Source organism: Proteiniphilum sp. X52 (assembly GCF_003712195.1).
In the GTDB taxonomy this organism is placed as follows: Bacteria; Bacteroidota; Bacteroidia; order Bacteroidales; family Dysgonomonadaceae; genus Proteiniphilum.
This window is the reverse complement of sequence record NZ_RDSD01000002.1, coordinates 265679-284925: the sequence shown is the minus strand read 5'-3', so window position 1 is coordinate 284925 and position 19247 is coordinate 265679. Positions and strand designations below refer to the sequence as shown.

Sequence of the window (19247 nt, the reverse complement as noted above, 5' to 3'; positions counted from 1 at the left end):
TTATATGTCCACTCATAATTAAATATTTAAAGGAAATGAAGACAGTATATATCGGAACGTATCCGCCCCGCAGGTGCGGGATCGGAACCTTTACCCACAACCTGCGGCAGGCTATGTCCGGCAAAAAAGAGCTCAAAAAGGGCAACAACGAGAGTTTTGTTGTCGCGATGAACGATTTTGGTCAGGAATACGAATATCCGGAAGAAGTCAAGTTTACCATCCGCCAGGAATATCAACACGATTATCTGGCAGCGGCGGAATATATCAACCTCAGCGGAGCCGACTGTTGCATCTTGGAACATGAATTCGGAATTTTCGGCGGCCGCAACGGTGTATATATCCTCTCGCTCCTTCATCGCCTTAAAATGCCTCTGGTGGTGACCTTCCATACCGTGTTAAAAACTCCTTCCTATGACCAGAAAGAGATACTGCAACGGATTTGCCGGACGGCTCACCGCGTGGTGGTCATGAGCCGGCAGGCCGTGGATTTCCTCCAAACTATCTATGATGTGCCGAAAGAGAAGATAGCCTATATCGAGCACGGCGTACCCGACTTCAAATTTTCGCGGCAGGAAGCCAAGAAAGAGTTCAAACTCGAAAAGAACCAAGTACTCCTGACCTTCGGGTTTGTCAGTCGCAACAAAGGCATCGAGACGGTGATAAAGGCTTTGCCTGAAGTCGTTAAAAAACATCCCGAAGTATTGTATATCGTGCTGGGCAAGACGCACCCCCATGTGCTCCGTTACATGGGTGAGGAATACCGCAATTACCTTATCCAGCTTGTGGACGAATTGCACCTGGAAAATAATGTGGTGTTTATCGACAAATTTGTCGACGAACGGGAATTGTTCAAATATCTCTATGCGGCCGACATTTACATCACCCCTTATCTCAACGAAGCGCAGATTACCAGCGGTACCCTCTCCTATGCCGTAGGCGTAGGGTGCCCTGTGGTTTCCACTCCCTATTGGCATGCGGTGGAATTACTGGCTGACAACAAGGGGGTACTCTTCGATTTCAGTAACCACGGGCAGTTGGCCGATATCCTGGTCGATTTGCTGGGCCATCCCCAAAAGCGGCTCCGCCTGAGCAGGAACGCTTATGAATACGGCCATCAGATCAGTTGGCCCAAAATCGGCAACAAATATAACAGCCTGGTCAAAAAAGTAACGGCCGAGCAGGTGAAAATCCCCAAAAAAGACTCTATCCCCTTCGACATAAAAATACTGCCTCCCTTTTCATTGGCGCATATAAAACGTCTTACCGACGACACGGGGATCATACAGCACACCAAATTCAGTATTCCCAACTTGAAGGAGGGCTATTGTCTTGACGATAACGCCCGGGCGCTCATCATGGCCCTGATGGCTTATAAGGAAACCAAAAACCGCGAAGCGCTGGAACTATGCCCGGTTTATCTGAGCTATATCCATTATATGCAAAACGATGACGGCACATTTCGGAATTTCTTGAAGTTCGACCGCGGCTTTCTTGATGAAAGAGGCTCTGAAGACGCCTTCGGGCGTGCTATATGGGCTATAGGATACATGATGGACAATGCCCCGGACGACTCTTACTATCAAATCGGAAAATTCATGCTCGACAAGGCCCTTCCGGTATTCGACACGCTTCGTTCGGTACGCAGCATCGCCAATGTCATCATCGGTGTTTCTTACTATTTAAGAAAAAATATGGGAGATGATGTCATGATCGAACGATTGCGCAAGCTCACCGCTTTTTTGGCGGAGGAATACCGGCAAAATACCCGCGACGGCTGGAAGTGGTATGAAACATTGTTCGCCTACGACAACGGCATGCTCCCCCTCGCCATGCTGCACGCTGCGGATATCCTTAAGGATGAAGAAGTCCGGAGAATTGCCTTCGAGTCGATGCAATTCCTCTCAGATATTACCTTCAAGGAGGGGTATTTGTCGATTATCGGAAACGAAAAATGGTACCGCCGGGAGGGTACCCGCTCTGATTTTGCCCAACAGCCTGTGGACGCCATGTGCATGGTGTTAATGTTTCATCAAGCATACAAAATGACCGACAACAGCGACTATCTGAAAAAGCTGTTTGCTTCCTTCCGGTGGTTTCTGGGTGAAAACGATCTCCGTCTCAGCCTCTATAATTATGAGACCCAGGGTTGCTTCGATGGCCTGGAACGAGATGGTATAAGCCGCAATCAGGGGGCTGAGAGTACGCTCGCCTACCTGATTGCTTACCTGGTCGTGCTGGAGGCACACGAAGAATATTACAGAAAAGATTAGCGCCGGGATCTATGAAAATCGCAATTTTATCACCCATCGCATGGCGGACGCCGCCTCGGAAATATGGCCCGTGGGAACAGGTAGCGTCGAACGTGGCCGAAGGGTTGGTACAGGCCGGCATGGATGTTACCCTTTTCGCCACGGGTGATTCGGTGACAAAGGGCACGCTCGCGTCTGTCTGCGGCACAGGTTATGCCGAAGACCCCTCGCTCGACGCCAAAGTGTGGGAATGCCTGCATATCAGTCACCTGATGGAACAAGCACACCGGTTCGACATCATACATAACCATTTCGACTTCCTGCCCCTCACCTATTCAGGGTTGATACGTACCCCCATGGTTACCACCATCCACGGGTTTTCCTCACCTGCCATCCTGCCGGTGTACAAGAAATATAACAACAGCAACTACTACGTATCCATCAGCAATGCCGACCGCAGTCCCGAACTGCACTATACGGCCACGGTATACAACGGCATACACACCGGGGATTTCCCATTCAACGCCTCTCCGGACGACTATCTGCTGTTTTTCGGCAGGATCCACCCCGATAAAGGCACACGCGAAGCCATCCGGATCGCCCGGCAGGTAAAACGGCGACTCATCATTTCCGGATTAATACAGGACGAAGCCTATTTTGACGAACATGTACGCCCTTTCGTTGACGGCGAGCGCGTGATTTATACGGGCAATTCCGGACCCCGAGAGCGTGAACGGTTGCTCGGCCATGCCTATGCCCTGTTGCATCCCATCTCTTTCGACGAGCCCTTCGGATTGAGCGTTGCTGAAGCCATGATGTGCGGGACACCGGTCATAGCCTTCAATCGAGGCTCCATGCCCGAGCTGATCCAGGACGGAAAAACAGGCTTCCTCACCGCCGGGGTCGACGAGTCGGCAGAAGCCGTAAAGCATGTCTCTGCCATTGACCGGCGCTATTGCCGGCTCTGGGCCGAAAACCGTTTCAGCGATAAAGAAATGGTGAGGAACTATATCGATACATATGAAAAGGTATTACAATCACACAGCCCAGCCGGAATATCCGGCTGGTAAAAAAGGTATAAGGTTATGCAAGAAATTGTGAAAAGGAAAAAAGCGAGGATAGAAAGGGATCCTTCCCGGGTGATCACCCGACCTTATATTCCGGGAGATCTTTCCAGGGTGAACAACCTGCTTTCCAAGGTATTGGGCCTCTCCGACACTACTGCTAAAAAGATATTGCTGCAAATCCGCCACGATTTCTCCGACCGGCACCGGAATCTGGAGGAGTTATTATTGATAAATTTTGAAAAGGTTGCCGAATACATTCCCCCTACGGCCCACATCTCACGGGTCAAGAAAATGCTTATAGGCTCTTATTTTACCAAGGAATACTCCATCGAGTCGGCCGCCCTTTTCAATCCTTCCATCGTCCTCCATCCCGATCAAAGCAATGTCCCCGAGGGCGGCGCCCGGTTTGCCATGAGCCTGCGCGCGACAGGCGAAGGACATATCTCATCGATCGTGTTCCGGAGCGGAATCATCTATAACGATTTTTCGCTTATGTTCGACAGCGTGTCGGAATTCGTGGAAACGCCAGCCATGCTTCACGATCCCTTTTACGATAACCATCTTTTCTGCCTGACCCTTCAGGAGATGGGGGCCTGGAACGACACTTCCCAACGTATCCTGGGCCGGTTGCAACCCTTTTTCACTTACCAGGATCTCAAATTCAGTATCCATGAGGTATATCAGGAAGATCCTGACAAAAGCGACGATAACGCCATCAATGCCATCAACTGGCTGGCCAATTCCAATTACAAGATAAAGTTCAACGATAAGACCCAACTCTCGGAACGGGTGATCTATCCGGTCTCCGAGAATGAAAGCAAAGGTATCGAGGATGCCCGTTTCGTCCAGTTTACAAAGGACAACGGCAAAACGGTCTATTATGCCACTTACACTGCCTATAACGGCCAACACATCCTGCCGCAACTGATCGAAACAAAAGATTTCATGACTTTCAACATATCCACCCTGAACGGGAATGCCATACAAAACAAAGGCCTGGCATTGTTTCCCCGCAAGATAAACGGTTTGTACGCCATGCTGTCGCGACAGGACGGCGAGAACAACCATATCATGTTCTCCGACAACCTGCACTTCTGGCATACTTCGCAGATTATCCAGGCACCGCTCTATCCCTGGGAATTCATACAAATCGGGAACTGCGGGTCCCCGATCGAACTGAAAGAAGGCTGGCTGGTGCTGACCCATGGCGTGGGTCCCATGCGGCAATATTGTATCAGCGCCGTCCTGCTCGACCTCAACGATCCTACAAAGATCGTCGCGCGACTGCGGGAACCCTTACTGTCGCCCAATGAGGAAGAACGGATTGGATATGTGCCGAATGTGCTTTACACATGCGGGGCAATGCTCTTCAACGACCACCTGATCATCCCTTACGCCATGTCGGATATCACCACCCGGGTCGCCACGGTAGAATTAAAAAGCCTCCTCAAGATGATGAAATCCGCCGGTTAGCCCACGCCTCCTGTCGGCCAAAGAGGATCATAAAAAGAGTTACTGATACAGCGTGAGCCGGGGTATTAATCTAGGATTAACAGTTCATCGGTCATATCGACAGTCTTCGGCTTGAGCACGCTCAATTGCAGGATGACGGCCAGGGCCACCGCTGCGATCATCACAACAAAAACCATATTCATGTGGCCGGCATCCAGCGCTTTGCCCAATTCGTTGGTGATTACCGCACCCGCCGATATGCCCGCCAGATTCATGAACCCGTAACCGGTAGCCCGGTAGCGCGACGGCACAAACTGGCATAGGATCGGCATATTATTCACATCGAATATCCCGAAACCCAATCCGAACAAAAGTGCTCCGGTAACGATCATGAATAATCCGCCCCCGTAACCGATCAACACCAACGCGGGAATGGTCAGTCCCAATCCGATCACACCGGTATAGATCCTCCCTTTGAGTCGCTTCGCCACCCAACGGTCGGATACATAACCGCCGACCAACACGCCGATCAATGATGACATCGCCAACGTCATGGTCGATAACGGCCCCGCCTGTTCCATAACCATGTTCAGCGATTCCGAAAACAGGGTCGGCAGCCAGTTTTTAGTCGCCCATCCCGGTAAACTCGGCGCGGAAAAGTAAAACAGGATCACCCAGAAGGCAATATTCGAGAAAAGCATGGTCAACCCTTTCCCCATCGCACTTAACTCCCGCCTGAGGGATCTTTTCCGGCTCGTGTCGATCACATAGGTCTTCTTTTCACGGAGAAAGGCAATCAATATCAAACTATATACCATTCCGATAAGGCCAAAAGTATGAAAAGTAAATTGCCAGGAGGTCCCCGCAGCCAGCGTCGCACCAAAGCCGCCGAAAGCCTGTCCCAGGTAAATCCCGGAAGTATGGAATCCAATGGCTAAGGAGCGGGTTTTCCCTTGGTGATAATCCGCGATCAGCGACAGGGCGGCGGGTACATAAAAGGCCTCGCTCACACCCATGGCAGCCCTTAGGATAAATAACTGATCGATATTCCGGGCATACCCCATGGCAAGCGTTACTCCTGACCAGACAAACAGGCTGACCACAATCAGCCATTTGCGGTTCAGCCGGTCGGCGATGATACCCGACAACGGGCTCATAAAGGCGTATATCCAGAGAAATACCGCCATGAGTCGTCCGAAGTTGGTGGCCGTAACCAGCTCTGCAATATCTACCTCCATGAAAGGCTTCATGGTGGCGAGCATCTGCCGGTCGAGATAGTTCAACAGCGCGACAAACCAGAGCATACCCGCCACTAACCAGGGGTAGGATTTTTTTGACGTCAAATTTGACATGGGGTTCTTCATACGATGAACTTATCTTTTTCGTTACACGGAATCCACATTGAATCATCTCTTGGTGCGGGAACTTTTCCCCTGCCCCTTTCAATTTAGAACTTCAACCGCACATATTTGATCTTTTCGCGGTTGTAGGTATAGGTCACATGGACATTTCCTTTCTTATCCCGGATAATAGCGGGGTAACTGAATTCACCGGAGGGCTGGTCTTCCAGATCGATCAGTTTTTCCCATGTCCTGCCGTCATACGAGCCGGCTATCGCCAGTTTATTCCTCCCTGAGGTAATCGGATTATAAATAATCAACTGCAAGCCGTTAGGCAAGGTTACGGCATCCGTGCCGGAGTTGTTATTGGGCAGTCGTGTAGGCGCCAGGGACGACCAGGTTTTGCCGTTATCATACGACCAGGACTCCACCACAGTTTCGTTTTTCGAACGGCAGAGGATCTGCAGGGCTCCATCCTTATGAAACAATACCGAAGGCTGGATAGCGTCAAAACCGTTGTTGTCGATCTCTATTTTTTCCCAGTCCGTCAGATCCTGGTTCGACATCTCCATATAGACATTCCATTTTCCTGGAATTTCTATGCTGGTAGGGTAGAGTATTTTGCCTCCGGGGATGATCACCGGTTTGTTTTTGATCGGCCCGAGGCATCCGCGCGGAATAGTCTCCATGGCAGACCAGGTCTTGCCCTCGTCCGATGATATCTTATATTCCCCCCACCAGGTACTGGGGCTCGGCCCCACTTTGTAATAAAGGATCAGATCTCCGTTCTCTCGTTTGAACAAGACCGGATTCCAACAGGGGAACCGCTGCGATTCATCCTGTACGCCATCGGCTACCATCACGGGGAGACTCCACTGGCCGTTTTTGAACCTGGAGGTGTAAATACTCACGTCAGGATGCCTTTCGTAAGTCCCTCCGAACCATGCCGCCAGTAAGCCATCATCGGTCTCCACAATGGTCGAGGCATGTGCCGATGGCACCAAAGCCGGTGCCGGGATTATTTCCGAATGAAGAATCACGGGTTGGATGGCGCGTAATCTTTCCCTTTCCGTTCGCGCGGAAAAGGATTCATTTGCGGGTAACCGGCCTGCTGATAGTAACAGCAGGCATAACAGTACTGTAATTTTTCTATTCACCATGCGACAATTTTATTTGTTTACAACCATAATGGGCGCCCAGATACCCTATTCCGGGATGAAAAGGGCTTATTTTTCCGTTCCAAAACCATATAAATTCAGCATTTTGGTGAAAATATCGGTATTCTGGTATATACCGGCAAATGCAACGGCACCCGCGCCATAAGCAAAAACGGGAACCATCACGGCGGTATGCCCCGTTAAGGCATAGGTCGCTTCCACCTCTCCGGTTGACAGGTCACCGCCGGTAAGCGCCATACCCCCCGTCTCATGGTCTGCCGTGATAATAACCAGCGTGTGCGGGTCCTGGTCCGCGTAATCGAAAGCCACTTTAATCGCCCGGTCAAAGTCCAGCATTTCATTCACGGTGGCGTCTTTTTCATTCGCGTGGCAAGCCCAGTCTATTTGAGAACCTTCCACCATCAGGAAGAATCCTTTTTCATTGTTTTTCAGCAGATTGATCGCTGCTTGCACGCTTTCGGGAAGAAATTCCCCCCTTTCAGGATAGGGAGCCGGATGTTCGTCCGCCACGAGTCCCGCCAGTTTGCCCGTGGTGACTTTCTTCACGTCATCCATATTGAGCGCAACCCGAAAACCTTTCGTTTCCAGTTTATCCAACAGGTTTTCATTATCAGAACGGGCATCAAAGTATCTTTTTCCGCCTCCGATAAAAACCGTGATGTCGGAGTTTACAAAATCCGCTGCAATTTCTTCTTCCATTTTACGGCTGGGCTGGTGTGCCACGAATGATGCCGGCGTAGCATGAGTGACGGCACAGCTTGCCACCACACCGGTTGACAGACCGTGTGCCGCGGCATATTCAAGGATCGATTGAACCGGTTTCCCATCCACATCCACGCCAATGGCGCCATTCTTGGTTTTGGTTCCGCACGCGATGGCAGTTCCTCCCGCGCCGGAGTCTGTTATATAATTATTGGCAGAGTAAGTTTTGGAAAATCCCACGAACTGACACTGTTCCAGATGGAGCGATCCCTTATTTGCGGTTAGTCCCGCATATACCTGGCTAACGCCCATTCCATCTCCGATCATCACGATCACGTTCTTCACCCGCGGAGGGGTATCCTGTCCGGTTTTATGGCCGGCAGATGAGCACTGAACAAAAAATACCGATAAAACGATAAGAAGCGATAAATGAATTCTTTTCATAATTTAATATATTTCGTGAGAATAATTTCCGATGAGTTTTACACATTGATTTTTTTATCAAAGAATCTACTATTTTTTATATTCATCTGATTGACAAAGAGCGAAACTGCTCCCGCATGGAAGACAACGCCGGTTGTATTTCCTTATCCAGATCTTTCCATCTGCATTCAATAGAAACGCAACCCTTATACCCTATTTGTTTCAATGCCTTGAAATAGGGCCTGAAATCATCACCCTTGGTGCCGGGAGAGGTACGCTCCTCTTTTTCGGCAATATGGCAATGCCGGATATACTTACCATATTTCACTATCTCCGATGCGGGTTCCTCTTCCCGCATCATGTGGTATATATCACAGAGTAACTGCAGATTAGGATGATCGACTGCTTCCACGATCCGGGCGCCTTCCTCCAGGGAATTGATCAGGTTGGTTTCCGACCTGTTCAGGGGTTCGATAACCACCGTCACTTTGTACTTCTGAGCCAACGGAGCGATCTGTTTACAGAAAGAAATGAATTGTTCCGTAGCTTCTTCCTTACTGAAATTTTCCGGCACATTACGGGCTTTTCCGCTTCCGAAAACGATGTAAGGAATATTTACCATTCCCGCCCTACGCAAGGCAGAATCGGCCCAGACCACCGCTTGATCATGTCTGGCTTCATGACCGGTCAGCGGCAAACTGCCGGGAATAAAACTGGTACAGGAAATAATTCTGGCCTCTAATTTCCTTATTTCATCCAGATGTTCCTGAAAATCAGCATCACTCTTGTCAGGCATCAGGTATGACACGTTCGACTCGACATACGTATACCCTGTCGCTTTGAGCAACGGATAATTGGACACGCTTGTACACACAGCAAATTCCGGCTCATAAAGGCCGGAAAAAGATGTCATTCCAAACACAAGGCATGCCAACATTATAGTGTAATAAAAAGATTTCATATGATTATCTTATTTCTTTATTTCGGTATATGGAACCTTTGATGTGCAAAATATTCACTAAAGTTAGATATTTGAGTCGCCTTCGCTCCTCGATTTTCAATTCCTCGCTATGGCATAGTCCAAACAAGTTTGTCCTTTGCTCATTTAGCTTAACGGAAATATTCATTCCCTTCGGGTATGTAATGATTATTGTAAACAGGTCGGTTTCATATGACTAAAAATATTTAGAAACTGTTTTGAATTTTACGAGTAATTATTTTACGCTTATTTTTCCGCTCTTTCATATTGTTTTTTGCCCTTTTTCGCGCCTTTGAACTTTCATTTCTTTCAAGTGGCCCGCCACATTTCAATCAATGAAAATCCAAATCCATCAAAAAATGGCTAAAAAACAATGGATGAAAAAATTCAAAACAGCTTCTTATTTTCAATGGTGTGATATGGATTCTTCACTCTTCATTCTTCACTCTTCATTCTTCATTTTTCATTTTTAATTCTATTTTAGTACTTAAATACTTTTCCTCCCGCCATAATCTGCTGTGTTTCGGGATCGTACACCGCGCGCATACCTGTCCGGTAGGCGGCGTTTGCCATGGCGCAGGCAATCGTATGGCTATGCCCTGCTTCCACCGGGCAGTTGGTGGCCACATTCTTCGCCCTGACGCACTCCATCCAGTTGCGCATATGGGCGGATGTGAGGGGATCGGCTCCCGTATTGGCTTCTGCTTCCACGGTAACTTTCGGCAGAGTGAGCTTATCGAGCCGGTTGGCCTTTAATCCCATCGCAGATGCCTCTCGCTCACCCAATCCACCCTCGGGAGTAATTTCGTTGGTATCCAGGTTCAACATCCCGCCGTTCGAATAGTAAAGTTCTTTTGTGCCGCCGGCAGAATTACTGAAACGGGACGAATAGACTACCTGAAAACCTTTGCTCTCATCATCCAACGGCCCGTAATCGAATACCGAGGTGAGCGTATCGGCGTTGGTACGACCGTCTTTCCACTGGTAAATCCCTCCGTTGGACACCACACTGCGCGGATAGGGGAAGCCTGTGAACCAGTGTACGGTGTCGATCTGGTGACACATCCATTGTCCCGGTATGCCTGACGAATAGGGCCAGAACAGGCGGTATTCAAGGTATTTGCGGGGGTCCCACGCCACTTTGGGACGGTTCATCAGATAGCGGTTCCAGTCCACGTCGCCCTCCCTGATGGAAGCACATAACGCCGGCCTGCGCCAACGGCCCGGTTGGTTCACGTTCCAGCACATCTCGGCAATCACGATATCGCCGAAATTCCCGGAACGGATATAATCATGGGCGGCATGGTAATTCGCCCCACTGCGGCGTTGTGATCCTATCTGCACCACTATACCGCTTTCCTTACAGGCTTTTAATGCGGCATTGGCATCATCCATGGTTTCCGCAAACGGTTTTTCGCAATAGGCATCCTTACCCGCCTTTGCCGCTTCCACCAGATGCAACGCGTGCTGGAAATCTGCGGTACTGATAATGACCGCATCAATGTCGTTGCGGTCATACAACTCATCGTTATTGCGGCACAGGGCCACATTCCACCCGGTTTTTTCCTTGATATAGGCTCTTCCCTCCTCACGACGGCGGTTCCAGATATCCGACAGCGCCACCAGTTCGAAATTCAACTCCCTGGCATGGCTCATAAAGGCGGGTAAAAGCGAACTCCTGAACCTGTCGGAAAAACCGACAATTCCCACACGGATCTTATCATTCGCACCGGGGATATGGGCATAACTCCCGGCGCTCAGATCAAAACCCTTACTACTAACAGCCATGGCAGCTACGCCGGCCGATACTTTCTTAATAAACTCCCTTCTATTTTCCATGACAAATATGAAAATTATGTTGTTAAACAATTATAGTTCATGCACTCATGGGCCACAATTTATTCAATTTATTTTTATAAGCCAGATATCACAAATCTTGGAATATTGACGCCAGTTCAGGTGAGACTCTTCCGGTTCATCGAATGAAACCTCCAGCTTACCGTCCTGAAAGAATCTTCTATCTATGGGGAACTCTTTGAATTCCTCCAGCTCCCTATTGTAGAGGGTAGGGGATATGCGCTCTCCATCCACCCTGAGCAACGCATCGCCGTATCCGGCGGTACGGATCAGGTAACGCGCTTTGGGATCAAGATCCTCGTACAGGAGTTTCGGGAAGTTCTGGAATAACTGGGTAGACAGCCTCTTACGACTCATTCCGCCGTCCCACCAGGCCACATCGGTAGCGTCATAGACCGTTGTCTTTACCCGCGGACTCCGGCTGATATCCGATATGTTATCGTAATAACTCCCCTTTCCGGGATTTTCCCATCGGGCGATCACCTCTAAAGCGGCCAGCTTTTCGGCTTCGGTTTCCATTTGTCCGATCTTTTCAAACCGGTCGGACAACCACCAGCGGTTGTTCAGCGGATAGTCCGCGAAATCGAGCACACAGCCTCGTTCAGCGCCGCTGGCCTGATATTTTTCCACGCTTGTCTGCAAACCTACCGATTTATACAACGCGTCGCAATAATCATCGATCTTCTTTCTCAACGAAGGGGCAATATTTACCCGGTCGGCCTCGTTCACTTTCTCCAAAGCCTGTTTCATCGCCCCGGCAGCACCCATTTCGGAGGCCTTCCCGAGCCATTTAGCGGCTTCGCGCTCCAACCTTTGTTCGAATAACTTCCGCCTCTTGGTATAAGTGTCATAATACGCGCGGAGCAACAGCATCTGCCATCGCCAGTCGCTTTGTAGGCGGGGATAGTCCTCTTCAAGCTGCCGCCAGCGCAGGAAAGTCATCTCTATCCCCCCGTTTGCCTCTATGGGTCCGTCCCAGTTGCGTTCCAATGCCAGTATGGCGTCGGTTACCCGATCATCGGGTTTGGCGCCAAAGAAGAACCGTACATATTGCTCCGTGATACCGGCGGCATCTTCCTCCATACTCCATCCTTTGCGGCTCCAGACGAACTTGTTCAGATCGTCATGCGCTCCGTCGGAGTAGGTGAGGAAACCATCGGTGAAAGGGGCATACCGGTCGTGTAACTCCGCGTAATAGAATGGTTGCGGGTTGACCGGCTCGCGGCCCAACGTAAGGGCGAACGCCTGATCCCAGCGGAGGGTGGGATAGAGGCATCGGACAGTATGGGTAATATCGGGGTAATGGCGGTGCATATACTTCCCGGGTAACCGGTAGCGCGTGTCAGACAGGGAAGGGCTACCCGGGCCGCTTACCACTCCCCGCAACCAATCCGGATTTTCTGTCTCCAGGTAATGGTAAAAATAATCGATCTGCTCATCGCTGAAACCCTGCAATGAAACCCAAACTCCTGCACGGGGATGGTACTTTTCCAGCTCGGCGGCAATCGCTTTCAGGAAAGGCATCACATGCCGCGGATGATTATCCCCGGGATCACCGCCCGGCACAAAGACATGGCTCAGATGCGGACATTGCCTGTAGTAATCGCTGTGCTTCTTCACTTCGGCCCTGAACAGGTTTTCATCCGACAGATCCACGTTGGCCGGTGTCCATACCCAATAATCAATGCCATAATTCCCGCATACGGTGCTTATATGCCGGTTCATCTCTTCCTTGGAGAGTTTCATGTGGGGACTAGGCGTATTGTCAAAAGGAATCGTCTCTATACAGTTTGTCCCGAAAATCGCCAACTCCCGGATATATTGCTCATACTGCTCCTTTGTCCATGCATCGTAGGAATTGGCGGTATTGCGATAACCCAACTGATGTCCTCGGATGGGATAATCGGGTGCGCTTTGTACGGCGTTTGAAGAGTCGAACAGGATCTGCTTGTCGGCAAGCAAAGATGTGCGCAGCAGGTGTCCCGCGGCAAACAAAACCCCGCGCTCATCGGCTCCGACAAGCCAGATCACCGGCCGGGGGGCGTCCTCTTGCACCACCACGCTGAATGATTCGGCTTGCAGGGGGAGTTTTGTCTTTTCAGGAAGCGTGTCAGGAAGCGCCTTGCCGTTCAATATCCCATCCGAAGAGAGTGCCAAAGCGATGACCGGCGAACCGCCCCAGGCGTCGGTAACACCTAAATGAATGCCCGTACGCCTGTGGATCTCTTCCTGCAAGAGCTGAATGATGGTCTCCTTCACGGGAGATTTGATGGAAGGCGACACAAGCAACCTGCTGCCGGAAAGATCGATCTCACCGGCAAAAAGGGTGGAGGAAATGCACAATAAAACAAGGCAGATTTTCAACGCCGCATTCCCTTTATTCATGATTTCAAGTCTGTACATGGCGACCAGTCTGTTATTTTTTTATCCGTTCCACATTTATTCCCTGTATGATTACCGAAGGTTCGGATGGCGCGTCAGCCAGGCTACAGCGAGCCGTAATCGTTCTGGTGTCATCATTCACCAAAGATACATAATTATCGCTCCAATATACCGGAAGTACGGGATTTTCCGTTTGATTGTCCACTAATAGTAACTCTATGCCGAATGCGATATTTTTACTCGTATTGTCCAGATTCACCTCCACCACCCATTCGTCGTCCTCTTTGTACACTTTCTTTGTGACACTCACCTGAGGCTGAGGCAGGTCATTCAATTCGTGGAAATCGGCATATCGCTTCTGAGGAGTATAGAACCAATAGTATTGATCCCAATCCATCTGATCTTCCTGACCCGACAACCAATAAAAATTGTCGGCAACCCGCTTGTGCTGACTGTCATGCAAGGTCAAATTCAGGAAATAGGTCCCTTTTTTATCGGGCAGCTCCGGCAACTCCGTAAAAACAACGGATCTATTCTCTTTAACAGATAACTTTTTCCCCTGTTCGAATATTATTCGGGACTGACTGTCGTACAATGTTGCCCTGACCGTATGTTCGGTAATATCACCCAATATATCGTTGGAAACATATATTTTCCTGTCATGGTAGTTGTAAATGATATTGATGGGTTGACAGGCTTTCTTTGTGCCGAAATAGGCACCGGTAGGCATTAAATACCAATCGTAAAGTTGCCAGTAAAATTCGGGCCAGGCTGAATTCAACTGCCATTGCACCACTCCGGTTGCTTGCGGACGGTTTACGACGAATGCCTCGAACATCGGCCGGATGGCTTCATAATTCGCCCATTGCGCCTTCATGGCCAGTTCTTCCAGATTCTCGGGTGTGCCGTATCTTTTGTTTAACGCATTCAGGTAGACTTTCACACTGTTGAAGTCCTTCCGTCCCGAGTGATAATCCCACATCTGGTTCAATGGCGGCCAAAGATATTCTTCGGGGATCATTTTCCTGATACTGCTTATCGGGGGTATTTGCGGTCCGGGGCCTGTTTCGGTATTGAACCCGAAAGCGCCCCCCAGTTTTTTATCTTCGAACCAATAGACGGGAGGGACGTATTCATAAGGGCCGTTCATCTTCATCCCCGTTACTCCGGAGAGGTCGCTGGTAAAATCACCGGCAGAGACCAGTAACGAACGGCTTTTGTCATACCTCCGCATTGTCTCGAGGTATTTCTTTTCCAATGAGGGTTTAGGCATGGCATCGCTGCCCACCGCCCAGACAAAAATAGAGGGGTGGTTACGCAGCCACAACAGCTGGTCCCTGAACATGTCGGACAACAATTGTGCTTCTTCAGGAGTGATTTTCACGCCATATTTGTCGACCCCCTCATTGATGGGGATATTCTCATCCTCTTCCGGAACCTCCATCTCCAGGCCGAGGTAATCGGGCCATTCCCATTGACAGCTCCATCCGACCATCAGCAGGATACCGTTTTCGTCGCAGAGGTCATATATCTCCCGGCTCGTCCCCCAGAAGCCTTCAAACCGGAGAGAATTAAGGTTCATCTCCTTTACGTAGCGTATCTGCGCCCTGTTACTGCGGGTGTTATCGCGAAGAAAGAGGTCGTCAACCCAACCGGCGCTCTTGATCAGCACTTCCCTTCCGTTTACTGTATATCCCCGTACGTTTTGTTTATTGAGATAGGTAGCTATGGTGCGTATACCGAAGCGGACCGTCGCCGTGTCGCAGAGCGTGCTCCCCTCTTTCAGCGACAGATGCATGGTGTACATCTCCGGATTTCCCAGTCCATTTGGCCACCAGAGACGGGGATTCTTTATGGTCAACTCTTTGAATTTCTCAGGGTCAAGTTCGGCCAGAAAGGTCTTACCCGGCTCCACGGTAAATGTCTGACTGACCACACTGTTTTCTATCCTGGCTTCCAGGGTCATTTTTTTTGGTTCGGAATGATGATTGGTCAGTTCTGCCGAAATGGACAGGGTGGCTTCATCCAATGTTTGGGTGTTGAGATGGGTTGTCACAAAAGGGCGGTCGATGGAAGCCTTTCCACTCCGCTTGATCCTTACCGGCCGGTACACACCCATGTTATGGTCGGGTGGGACAGGCGCCCAGTCGACGAACCCCATATAGAAATCACCCGGCTGCGGAGGCAATATCTCGATAGCCAGATTATTTCCCGATTCCAAAGCGATAGAGGTGATATCGCAGGCGAACTGCCGGAAGGCTCCGAAAGCAGTGTCTGCCGAAAGGATCAGGTGGCCGTTGAGCCATACATTGGCGCTGTAATTGATGCCGTCCAGCAGCAACTTCGTCTGTTCTTTCTCCGGATCGAACCCTGCCAGGTCGAAAGAGGTCCGGTACCACCACGGTTTTTTGAACTGCTCAACCGGTATCTCTTCCAGATTCATGCCGAAAAAGGGTTCTTCGTATACGCCTGCGTTGCATAATGCCCCCAACACCGTGGCGGGTAAAGATGTTTGTAGCCAGTTATCTGTCAGCGGAGAGACAGATAATGCCGCTCCATCCTGATCCAATCCCTCAGCGGAATGGATATACCAGTTATCTGTCAGGATGAGTTCTTCAATCGTGCTTTTCTGCCTGCAGGAACACAAAAATAAAACGCATGCTAATGGTATGATAATATAACTGATTTTCATATGACTATATCTCTTTCTATTTATTCATTTGGCATAGTTGTATCACTGCTAAATGTAGCGCATCTCTTTTATGTTTGATTATTTATTTCTTGAGTGAAAACTGATCTATGATCGTACCGTCAAATCGTTTGGATATAAAATCGAGGGTATTGTTATCGATACGGATAACCTGGAACAATCCTCCCTTATTGGCATACACTTCATTATACTTTTCGGATGGCGGTTCAGGTTTGCGAGGCTCAACCACTACCGAAGAGAGATAGATCGTTCCATTTTTTGCATCGGTTACTACCTCCCCATTATTAATCGGATAGGAGCGGAAATATTGATGTGCATGTCCGGACAGCACCAGATCGACATGATATTGGTCGAACAGTGAACACCATGATCTGCGTATTTCCAGGTAGGAGTTATCCTCCACATAAGGTGGAAAGTGGGTGACAACTATTTTCCATTTCTCTTTGGTCTGTCTGAGTTCTTCTTCCAGCCAGCAGGCAATCTTTTCAATATCGCCCGTGGCATCAATCATAAAAAAACGTGCATCCCCGTAAGAGAAGGCATAATTACGCTCCGGGGACAAACAGCATGCATTGTCCTTAGGCAACATAAACAGTTGTGTATAGAGCGTAGGCGGCAGGCCATCCTGGCTGTCGTGGTTGCCCAGAGTGGGAACAAAAGAGAATCGGGGAAAAACATCCCTTCCGGAATGTAGGTATTTATCCCATAGGTCCCTGAACAGCCCGGTATTTACATGGTCTCCCGAATGTACCAGGAATGCGGCATCCGGCACTTCTTTCACTGCCTGTTTCAACACCGTTTCCACGATATCGTCGTTATGGGTATCACCCAGATGGATAAAGCTGAATGACGATTTTTCCCCGGGTGCTGTACGGAATGTATAAACCGGACTCTCTTTCCCGCTATCTGAATTATATATCTGATAACTATATTCATTATCAGGCTGTAAACCTGTAATATTTACTTCCCAATGTTTTACAACGGGGTTGTTGTGGATATACTTATCGCTAAGCAGTTGTTGTGAAGCCGGTGCCTCCGAGAATTCCTGCTTATCACTCTCTTTACTCCTATAACGAATCGTCATTTTATCGACCGAAGTATCGGTTCTCCACTGGATCGCCTGTGTAGTAGCCGGGTCATCACACCAGGTCAGTACAATCTGGTCCGCTTCAGGTGATGCTGGATAGGTTGTCTCCCGGAAAGAATTCAATATGGCGGCTTCACGTGCACGTCCCCGTATAGTGGTAAAGAGAATATGCCCTTCAAGCTCTTCGGGTAGTTGTTCGATCACCAATTCATCCCAGTCGTTATAGGTATAAGCTCCTTTTTCCATCGGGGTCACTTTCCATCTGGCGGGGGAATGATGTAAAATTTTTGGCATCTGATTTCCGGCAACGGGACCGATCGTCACAAAATAGACCACCCGGTGCAGGTCAAATCCGTTGATACCGAGGTTAATCTCTCCGGCAGGAAACTCCTTTTGCCATACTTCATAGTCGTAATTTTCGTTGGATACCGACATATCGGTCTTGTGGAATCCCTTTTCCTCCAGCCAGAAAGGAAAGATTTCCTGCCCTTTATGACGCATTACCGACACCAGGGCAGGATTATCAACTGTAAAACGCCAATGACCATTGGCGAAGATCTCTTTTTCCTCTTCAGTGATCATTCCCAATAGTTGCTGATGGTTCAACCCATTCAATTTCCCTGCCGGAATTTCAGAAATAATCCGTTCCAACAGTGCATCCCTCGTCTGTTCGATCACAGAAGGGAGTGGGGCATTGTTGTCCATATCGTTCCACGGTTCCATATACTCAGGCGTGATCGTAACCGCGGCAAAGCCGGCGCGCATGACTCCCGGTTCCTTACTTTCGATTTTCAGGTCGATACTATATCCCGGATGACGGTCGCGCATATTGGTGTAACTGTAAATACAGGCCAGGAGAAGCAACACCAGCAACGAGATCCCTATGATTTTTATTTTTTTCATTTTTTTCTTTGCAATTCAAACAAGGGATGGTAACTGATAACCATGATACCCTCCTCTTCAATCAATTGCCTGAACCGGTCACTGGTAAAAAATTCCAATTCCTTTATGCGTTTGGGAGCAGAACCGGTGATCGCCCGTATTTCGTCCCCCTCTGTGGCCGCATGAATATAAATTTCCGTCACTCCGGGCTGTATATTTTTAATATACCCAGTCCAGAACTCCTCCAGATTTTCTGTTTTGTAGTCTTGCAACTCCTCGTGAATGAAGTAATCGGGATGAATAATTCCTTTCTCCTTACAGATATCCCTGAAAGAAGGGGCTCCCATATTGTCCAGTGTGGATTGCGACGGCATACGCGCCGGCAGGTTAAACTCTTCTGCCAATTGCAGGTAGACATACATATAGTCCGGTGAGTACTGATAGGTTCCCATATGGGAGTCGATATGGGTGACCCGTACCCCTGCATCCAACGCCTTACGGATCTGCGCCCTGCCTTCAATCAAGGCTTCTTCGGTATTGGAGGCATTGTACACCTCCCTCACACCTTTCCACATATAGCCCTGCCCGTCGTATAACCCCGGGACTTCATCGCGCGGCGCCACGGTTCCCCATCGGTAGTTCTTCCATTCCGAGGTCAATGTGAGGTGCACGCCAAATCCTTTATCCGGATTTTCTTTCGCATACTTTACGATCTCATTCGACCAGGAACAGGGCATCATGATGGTAGCCGAGCTGATAAACCCGTTCTCCATCCCTTCAATCGTAGCGGTATTGGCAGCATGGCACATACCGGCATCGTCATTGTTGATAATTAGCAGTTTATCCGTTTTTTTATATCCCAAGCGTTCCGCCAGCGTTTGGGCGGGCAGGCTTGCTATAAAAAACAATAAACCCAGTATCAGAATTCCTCTCATCACT

12 protein-coding genes are annotated in these 19247 nt (G+C 49.3%); 3 read left to right on the top strand and 9 right to left on the bottom strand.

Annotated elements, in window-relative coordinates; all coding sequences use genetic code 11:
* The first annotated feature begins 35 nt into the window (after positions 1 to 35).
* From D7D25_RS03490 to D7D25_RS03480, 3 genes are read left to right on the top strand one after another with little or no spacing between them, the layout of a single operon-like run.
* Positions 36 to 2270: a glycosyltransferase family 4 protein gene (locus D7D25_RS03490; RefSeq protein WP_122967565.1), complete on the top strand. Its 2235-nt coding sequence runs from the start codon at positions 36 to 38 to the stop codon at positions 2268 to 2270.
* 11 nt (positions 2271 to 2281) lie between these two features.
* On the top strand, positions 2282 to 3319 hold the full coding sequence (locus tag D7D25_RS03485; RefSeq protein WP_122967564.1) for a glycosyltransferase family 4 protein: 1038 nt from the start codon (positions 2282 to 2284) through the stop codon (positions 3317 to 3319).
* Positions 3320 to 3334: 15 nt separating this feature from the next.
* Positions 3335 to 4789, top strand: coding sequence for a glycoside hydrolase family 130 protein (locus D7D25_RS03480; RefSeq protein ID WP_122967563.1), 1455 nt, complete (start codon positions 3335 to 3337; stop codon positions 4787 to 4789).
* A gap of 65 nt (positions 4790 to 4854) precedes the next feature.
* Here the strand turns inward: D7D25_RS03480 and D7D25_RS03475 are convergent, their stop codons facing one another.
* The 9 genes from D7D25_RS03475 to D7D25_RS03435 all read right to left on the bottom strand — a co-directional run bounded on the left by D7D25_RS03475 (position 4855) and on the right by D7D25_RS03435 (position 19243).
* Positions 4855 to 6111 (bottom strand): MFS transporter, encoded by a 1257-nt coding sequence (locus tag D7D25_RS03475; protein WP_185140207.1) that lies wholly within the window; start codon positions 6109 to 6111, stop codon positions 4855 to 4857.
* Positions 6112 to 6215: 104 nt separating this feature from the next.
* Positions 6216 to 7268, bottom strand: a complete 1053-nt coding sequence (locus D7D25_RS03470; RefSeq protein WP_122967562.1) for an exo-alpha-sialidase — start codon at positions 7266 to 7268, stop codon at positions 6216 to 6218.
* 66 nt (positions 7269 to 7334) lie between these two features.
* Positions 7335 to 8432 carry an alkaline phosphatase gene (locus D7D25_RS03465; protein ID WP_122967561.1) on the bottom strand — a complete coding sequence of 366 codons (1098 nt, stop codon included), beginning with the start codon at positions 8430 to 8432 and terminating at the stop codon, positions 7335 to 7337.
* 82 nt (positions 8433 to 8514) lie between these two features.
* On the bottom strand, positions 8515 to 9372 hold the full coding sequence (locus D7D25_RS03460) for a sugar phosphate isomerase/epimerase (protein WP_122967560.1): 858 nt from the start codon (positions 9370 to 9372) through the stop codon (positions 8515 to 8517).
* A gap of 498 nt (positions 9373 to 9870) precedes the next feature.
* The gene (locus tag D7D25_RS03455) at positions 9871 to 11229 is read right to left on the bottom strand and encodes a Gfo/Idh/MocA family protein (RefSeq protein ID WP_122967609.1); all 1359 of its coding nucleotides are present in this window, start codon (positions 11227 to 11229) and stop codon (positions 9871 to 9873) included.
* A gap of 63 nt (positions 11230 to 11292) precedes the next feature.
* A complete protein-coding gene (locus D7D25_RS03450; RefSeq protein WP_122967559.1) occupies positions 11293 to 13650 on the bottom strand; it encodes a hypothetical protein in 2358 nt (785 codons plus the stop codon).
* A 13-nt stretch (positions 13651 to 13663) separates the two neighbouring features.
* Positions 13664 to 16321, bottom strand: coding sequence for a glycoside hydrolase family 2 TIM barrel-domain containing protein (locus tag D7D25_RS03445; RefSeq protein ID WP_122967558.1), 2658 nt, complete (start codon positions 16319 to 16321; stop codon positions 13664 to 13666).
* 82 nt (positions 16322 to 16403) lie between these two features.
* A complete protein-coding gene (locus D7D25_RS03440; protein WP_122967557.1) occupies positions 16404 to 18329 on the bottom strand; it encodes a metallophosphoesterase family protein in 1926 nt (641 codons plus the stop codon).
* Positions 18326 to 19243 carry a polysaccharide deacetylase family protein gene (locus tag D7D25_RS03435; RefSeq protein ID WP_122967556.1) on the bottom strand — a complete coding sequence of 306 codons (918 nt, stop codon included), beginning with the start codon at positions 19241 to 19243 and terminating at the stop codon, positions 18326 to 18328. The genes D7D25_RS03440 and D7D25_RS03435 overlap by 4 nt, the downstream gene beginning before the upstream one ends.
* Positions 19244 to 19247 lie beyond the last annotated feature (4 nt).

Excerpts from the sequence above, each read along its gene's own strand:
- D7D25_RS03440 (WP_122967557.1), bottom strand. The coding sequence starts at position 18,329 with ATGAAAAAAATAAAAATCATAGGGATCTCGTTGCTGGTGTTGCTTCTC.
- D7D25_RS03470 (WP_122967562.1), bottom strand. The coding sequence starts at position 7,268 with ATGGTGAATAGAAAAATTACAGTACTGTTATGCCTGCTGTTACTATCA.
- D7D25_RS03480 (WP_122967563.1), top strand. The coding sequence starts at position 3,335 with ATGCAAGAAATTGTGAAAAGGAAAAAAGCGAGGATAGAAAGGGATCCT.
- D7D25_RS03455 (WP_122967609.1), bottom strand. The coding sequence starts at position 11,229 with ATGGAAAATAGAAGGGAGTTTATTAAGAAAGTATCGGCCGGCGTAGCT.
- D7D25_RS03465 (WP_122967561.1), bottom strand. The coding sequence starts at position 8,432 with ATGAAAAGAATTCATTTATCGCTTCTTATCGTTTTATCGGTATTTTTT.
- D7D25_RS03485 (WP_122967564.1), top strand. The coding sequence starts at position 2,282 with ATGAAAATCGCAATTTTATCACCCATCGCATGGCGGACGCCGCCTCGG.
- D7D25_RS03445 (WP_122967558.1), bottom strand. The coding sequence starts at position 16,321 with ATGAAAATCAGTTATATTATCATACCATTAGCATGCGTTTTATTTTTG.
- D7D25_RS03450 (WP_122967559.1), bottom strand. The coding sequence starts at position 13,650 with ATGTACAGACTTGAAATCATGAATAAAGGGAATGCGGCGTTGAAAATC.
- D7D25_RS03490 (WP_122967565.1), top strand. The coding sequence starts at position 36 with ATGAAGACAGTATATATCGGAACGTATCCGCCCCGCAGGTGCGGGATC.
- D7D25_RS03460 (WP_122967560.1), bottom strand. The coding sequence starts at position 9,372 with ATGAAATCTTTTTATTACACTATAATGTTGGCATGCCTTGTGTTTGGA.
- D7D25_RS03435 (WP_122967556.1), bottom strand. The coding sequence starts at position 19,243 with ATGAGAGGAATTCTGATACTGGGTTTATTGTTTTTTATAGCAAGCCTG.